Source organism: Cohnella faecalis (assembly GCF_003570905.1).
Classification (GTDB): Bacteria; Bacillota; Bacilli; order Paenibacillales; family Paenibacillaceae; genus Cohnella; species Cohnella faecalis.
This window is the reverse complement of the sequence record NZ_QXJM01000063.1, coordinates 142,222-148,319: the sequence shown is the minus strand read 5'-3', so window position 1 is coordinate 148,319 and position 6,098 is coordinate 142,222. Positions and strand designations below refer to the sequence as shown.

Sequence of the window (6,098 nt, the reverse complement as noted above, 5' to 3'; positions counted from 1 at the left end):
ATCGTTGCCTCACGCCTGGCGTGGTTGGCATGGCTGCTGCCCCCCAGCCTACAAAACGATTGCCATGCTAAGCGGATATGAAGCGGCGAACGGCGCTGAAATAGCGCTGGGGCTATTTTTACCGTTGTTCTATGCGTTTTTGGGAGCAGTCATTTTTTTGAGAAGGATGAACGGAGATTGTTCTAAGATCGGACCCGAAATTCGGAAGCCGAAAATAGATAGGCATAAATAACGTAAAATCGGTATCCGATTTCTTGACAGTGTTCATTCGGGATGATACTATGTTTGAGTGTGTGCCTGACGTGCACCATTCTGCTTGTATGGAGGTCGATGTCGGATGACAACGAACGACTACGGATTGCAGGCCGGGAACGTCAAGATTGGCACAAGCAGACGATCAAGACGGTGGAGCAGGGCGATGCCGCCGAGGTGTTCGTAGCGCAAGATGCAGATCCCGTACGGTAGCTCGCGTCATTCAATTGTGCGAGCAGCTCGGAGTGAAGTTGACTTACGTCGACACGATGAGAAACCTGGGTAAAGCATGCGGCATTGAAGTGGGCGCGGCGATGGCCGCAATCATAAGAGAATAAGCAAGCCGGGTTTGGACTGGCGCTTCATCGTACTTTTCGTACGGGAGGAAGCCGGGCGGACCCTTTCGCATTTCTCAAAATGAACCGCCTGGATCTGTGGGCTTCGCAAAGTGGTGTCGGCTGTTCTGTTCTATTGCTTAACGTTCATGGGAAGGGGGTGGCAACAATGCCAACAATTAATCAACTCGTTCGCAAAGGTCGTCAACCGAAGGTGGTTAAATCGAAATCTCCTGCGTTGCAAAAAGGCTTCAATGCCCTCAAACGTATTGAGACCGATCTAAGCGCGCCTCAAAAACGCGGGTTTTGCACCCGTGTAGGCACGATGACTCCGAAAAAACCGAACTCCGCACTCCGTAAATACGCGCGGGTACGTCTGACGAACCCGTATCGAGGTGACCGCCTACATTCCGGGGATCGGCCACAATCTGCAAGAGCACAGTGTCGTGCTTATTCGCGGAGGCCGGGTAAAAGACCTTCCGGGTGTACGTTACCACATCGTTCGCGGCGCTCTGGATACCGCAGGCGTAAACAACCGGAAGCAAGCTCGTTCCAAATACGGCGCTAAGCGTCCGAAAGTCAAAAAATCGTAATGCGCAAGGATGAATCGTCCGACGCACTACAACATGAATAAGAAAGGAGGAACTTAGATGCCTCGCAAAGGACCCGTACCGAAACGGGACGTTCTCCCGGATCCGGTATACAATAGCAAACTCGTTACTCGTCTTGTCAACCGCATTATGATCGACGGTAAGAAAGGCGTTGCACAGCAATTGCTGTACGATGCGTTCAACCTCATTCAAGAGCGTTCCGGCAAAGACGCAATGGAAGTTTTCGAAGCTGCGATTAAGAACATCATGCCGGTACTTGAAGTTAAAGCCCGTCGTGTAGGTGGTGCGAACTACCAGGTTCCGATTGAAGTGAAACCGGAGCGCCGCACGTCCCTTGGACTGCGCTGGCTCGTAAACTACTCCCGCAACCGCGGCGAGAAGACGATGGAAGAGCGTTTGGCTGCCGAGATTCTCGACGCTTCCAACAACGGGAGCAGCAGTTAAAAAACGCGAAGATACGCATAAAATGGCGGAAGCGAACAAAGCATTCGCTCACTACCGCTGGTAATCGAAGGGAGATCCACCATGTCAAGAGAGTTCTCCTTACAAAATACGCGTAATATCGGTATTATGGCGCATATTGACGCGGGCAAGACGACCACGACGGAACGGATTCTCTTCTACACCGGCCGCGTTCACAAAATCGGCGAAGTGCACGAAGGTGCAGCGACGATGGACTGGATGGAGCAGGAGCAGGAGCGCGGTATTACGATTACGTCTGCCGCGACGACCGCCCAGTGGAAAGGTCACCGCATCAATATTATCGACACTCCGGGTCACGTTGACTTTACGGTAGAGGTCGAGCGCTCCCTGCGCGTATTGGACGGCGCCGTTGGCGTATTTAGCGCCAAAGAAGGCGTCGAGCCTCAATCCGAGACGGTATGGCGTCAAGCCGACCGTTACGGCGTACCGCGTATCGCGTACGTTAACAAGATGGACATCATCGGCGCGGACTTCCTGAACGTCGTTAAAGACATGAAGGAGCGTCTCGGCGCCAATGCCGTCGCTATTCAATTGCCGATCGGCGCCGAGAATGAATTTGTCGGCATGATCGATCTGATCGAACGGATCGCTTATGTCTACAAAGACGATCTGGGCAAAGAGCCGGTAGAGTCGGAAATTCCGGCTAACTTGGCTGACCAAGTCGAAGAGCTTCGTGCGGAGCTTGTAGAGAAAGTCGCCGAGCTGGACGAAGAGCTGATGATGAAGTATCTGGAAGGTGAAGAAATCACCGTTCCCGAGCTGAAAGCGGCTCTGCGCAAAGGCGTCTGCGAAGTGAAAATCTTCCCAGTCGTCTGCGGATCGTCCTACCGCAACAAAGGCGTTCAGCCTATGCTGGACGCTGTAGTAAGCTTCCTGCCTTCTCCGGTTGACGTGCCTGACATCAAAGGTACGCTGGACGACGGTACGGAAACGGTTCGCAAATCCGCAGACGATCAACCGTTCGCGGCGCTTGCGTTCAAAATCATGACCGACCCTTACGTCGGTAAGCTGACGTTCTTCCGCGTATATTCCGGCGTTCTGAACTCCGGATCGTACGTTGTGAATGCAACGAAAGGCAAACGTGAGCGTATCGGCCGTATTCTTCAGATGCATGCGAACAGCCGCCAAGAAATCAGCGAAGTATACGCTGGTGACATTGCAGCTGCCGTAGGCTTGAAGGATACGACGACAGGCGACACGCTGTGCGACGAGAAGAACCCGGTTATTCTCGAATCGATGAACTTCCCTGAGCCGGTTATCCAGCTCGCGGTCGAGCCGAAAACGAAAGCCGACCAAGACAAAATGGGTATCGCTCTTCAGAAGCTCGCCGAGGAAGATCCTACGTTCCGCGCTCATACGGACGAAGAAACGGGACAAACGATCATCGCAGGTATGGGTGAGCTTCACCTTGAAATCCTCGTTGACCGTATGCTCCGCGAATTCAAAGTCGAGACGAACGTCGGTAAACCGCAAGTAGCTTATCGCGAAACGTTCAAATCCGCGCCAAAGTCGAAGGCAAGTTTGTTCGCCAATCCGGCGGACGCGGACAATACGGACATTGCTGGGTTGAGTTCCAACCGGTTGAAGCTGGCGTAGGTTTCTCGTTCGAGAACAAAGTCGTCGGCGGTGCTATTCCTCGCGAATACATCGCTCCAATTCAAGCGGGTATCGAAGAATCGATGAAAAACGGCGTTCTGGCGGGCTTCCCGCTCGTGGACATCAAAGCCATCGTATTCGACGGTTCTTACCACGATGTCGACTCCAACGAGATGGCGTTCAAAATCGCCGGCTCGATGGCGCTCAAAGCGGCCAAAGAAAAATGTAATCCTGTTCTTCTCGAGCCGATCATGAAAGTCGAAGTTACTGTTCCTGAAGAGTACATGGGCGACGTAATGGGTATGCTGAACTCCCGTCGCGGTCGTATCGAAGGCATGGACACGCGCCACGGCGCTCAAATCATTCGTGCCAAGGTACCTCTTGCCGAGATGTTCGGTTACTCCACAACGCTTCGTTCCGGTACGCAAGGACGCGGAGTATTCTCGATGGAGCTTTCGCACTACGAAGAAGTGCCTAAGTCGATTTCCGAAGAGATTATTTCCAAACACAAAGGCGCTTAAGCGCTCAACGATTTGTAAGCGGACGGGCAGGGGAGTCGCGGCGTAAGCCTCGATTCGCCGCCCGCCACCCTATAAATTCCTTTTACTTATAAGGAGGAGAAAAGTTACATGGCAAAGGCTAAGTTCGAACGTAACAAACCACACGTTAACATCGGTACGATCGGTCACGTCGACCACGGTAAAACGACGCTGACGGCTGCAATCACGACGGTTCTTTCGAAAAAATACGGCGGTGCTGCCGTAGCATTCGATCAAATCGACAAAGCTCCGGAAGAGCGCGAGCGCGGTATCACGATTTCCACCGCTCACGTTGAGTACGAAACTCCTAACCGTCACTACGCACACGTTGACTGCCCAGGACACGCCGACTATGTTAAAAACATGATCACCGGCGCTGCTCAAATGGACGGAGCGATCCTGGTTGTATCCGCTGCTGACGGCCCTATGCCGCAAACGCGCGAGCACATCCTGCTCTCCAAACAAGTAGGCGTTCCTTACATCGTCGTATTCTTGAACAAATGCGACATGGTTGAAGACGAAGAGCTGCTTGAACTGGTTGAGATGGAAGTACGCGACCTGTTGAACGAATATGAGTTCCCAGGCGACGACACTCCAATCATCCGCGGCGCTGCTCGTGAAGCTCTGCAAAACCCTGACGGTCCTTGGGCCGACAAAATCATTGAGCTGTTCGAGCAAGTCGACACGTACATCCCGCAACCAGAGCGCGATGTCGCTAAACCTTTCTTGATGCCAGTCGAGGACGTCTTCACGATCACGGGTCGCGGTACTGTTGCTACTGGCCGCGTAGAGCGTGGAACGATCAAAATCGGCGACGAGATCGAAATCATCGGTCTGGTTGAAGAAAGCCGCAAATCCGTCGTTACGGGCGTTGAAATGTTCCGTAAATTGCTTGACTCCGCTCAAGCCGGCGACAACATCGGCGCATTGCTTCGCGGCGTTGACCGTAAAGACATCGAGCGTGGACAAGTTCTGGCAAAACCGGGTTCGGTTAAGCCTCACACGGAATTCACGGCTCAAATCTACGTTCTGACCCAATCCGAGGGTGGCCGTCACAAGCCTTTCTTCACGGGTTACCGTCCGCAGTTCTACTTCCGGACGACTGACGTTACGGGCATCATCGATCTGCAAGAAGGCACTGAGATGGTTATGCCAGGCGACAACATCACCGTTACCGTTAAACTGATCGCTCCAATCGCTGTTGAAGAGAACTGCGGACGGTAACCCGTGAAGAAAGGCTTGTGACGGCCACCCTCGGATTGGGTCAGAACGTAGATTTGAGCCGTGAATTCCGTGTGAGGCTTAACCGAACCCGGTTTTGCCAGAACTTGTCCACGCTCGATGTCTTTACGGTCAACGCCGCGAAGCAATGCGCCGATGTTGTCGCCGGCTTGAGCGGAGTCAAGCAATTTACGGAACATTTCAACGCCCGTAACGACGGATTTGCGGCTTTCTTCAACCAGACCGATGATTTCGATCTCGTCGCCGATTTTGATCGTTCCACGCTCTACGCGGCCAGTAGCAACAGTACCGCGACCCGTGATCGTGAAGACGTCCTCGACTGGCATCAAGAAAGGTTTAGCGACATCGCGCTCTGGTTGCGGGATGTACGTGTCGACTTGCTCGAACAGCTCAATGATTTTGTCGGCCCAAGGACCGTCAGGGTTTTGCAGAGCTTCACGAGCAGCGCCGCGGATGATTGGAGTGTCGTCGCCTGGGAACTCATATTCGTTCAACAGGTCGCGTACTTCCATCTCAACCAGTTCAAGCAGCTCTTCGTCTTCAACCATGTCGCATTTGTTCAAGAATACGACGATGTAAGGAACGCCTACTTGTTTGGAGAGCAGGATGTGCTCGCGCGTTTGCGGCATAGGGCCGTCAGCAGCGGATACAACCAGGATCGCTCCGTCCATTTGAGCAGCGCCGGTGATCATGTTTTTAACATAGTCGGCGTGTCCTGGGCAGTCAACGTGTGCGTAGTGACGGTTAGGAGTTTCGTACTCAACGTGAGCGGTGGAAATCGTGATACCGCGCTCGCGCTCTTCCGGAGCTTTGTCGATTTGATCGAATGCTACGGCAGCACCGCCGTATTTTTTCGAAAGAACCGTCGTGATTGCAGCCGTCAGCGTCGTTTTACCGTGGTCGACGTGACCGATCGTACCGATGTTAACGTGTGGTTTGTTACGTTCGAACTTAGCCTTTGCCATGTAACTTTTCTCCTCCTTATAAGTAAAAGGAATTTATAGGGTGGCGGGCGGCGAATCGAGGCTTACGCCGCGACT

Annotated in this window: 2 protein-coding genes and 4 pseudogenes; 5 read left to right on the top strand and 1 reads right to left on the bottom strand. The window is 53.1% G+C overall.

Annotated elements, in window-relative coordinates; genetic code table 11:
• The first annotated feature begins 330 nt into the window (after positions 1-330).
• The 5 genes and pseudogenes from D3H35_RS35275 (at position 331) to tuf (D3H35_RS30120) (ending at position 5,040) form a co-directional block, all read left to right on the top strand.
• Positions 331-465, top strand: coding sequence for a ribosomal L7Ae/L30e/S12e/Gadd45 family protein (locus D3H35_RS35275; protein ID WP_411675199.1), 135 nt, complete (start codon positions 331-333; stop codon positions 463-465).
• A 291-nt stretch (positions 466-756) separates the two neighbouring features.
• Positions 757-1,180, top strand: a pseudogene (gene rpsL / locus D3H35_RS30135) (30S ribosomal protein S12).
• Between the two features lie 57 nt (positions 1,181-1,237).
• Positions 1,238-1,706: pseudogene (rpsG, locus tag D3H35_RS30130) on the top strand (30S ribosomal protein S7).
• A 17-nt stretch (positions 1,707-1,723) separates the two neighbouring features.
• A pseudogene (gene fusA, locus D3H35_RS30125) lies at positions 1,724-3,798 on the top strand (elongation factor G).
• A 108-nt stretch (positions 3,799-3,906) separates the two neighbouring features.
• Positions 3,907-5,040 carry an elongation factor Tu gene (tuf, locus tag D3H35_RS30120; protein ID WP_119152726.1) on the top strand — a complete coding sequence of 378 codons (1,134 nt, stop codon included), beginning with the start codon at positions 3,907-3,909 and terminating at the stop codon, positions 5,038-5,040.
• Here the strand turns inward: tuf (D3H35_RS30120) and tuf (D3H35_RS30115) are convergent.
• Positions 5,007-6,023: pseudogene (tuf, locus tag D3H35_RS30115) on the bottom strand (elongation factor Tu); the annotation flags it as partial. The gene tuf (D3H35_RS30120) and the pseudogene tuf (D3H35_RS30115) sit on opposite strands and share 34 nt — an antisense overlap.
• Positions 6,024-6,098: the final 75 nt, after the last annotated feature.

Bases quoted from the DNA above. Each gene is read 5' to 3' on its own strand.
- D3H35_RS35275 (WP_411675199.1), top strand. From the start codon at position 331: ATGTCGGATGACAACGAACGACTACGGATTGCAGGCCGGGAACGTCAA.
- tuf (WP_119152726.1), top strand. From the start codon at position 3,907: ATGGCAAAGGCTAAGTTCGAACGTAACAAACCACACGTTAACATCGGT.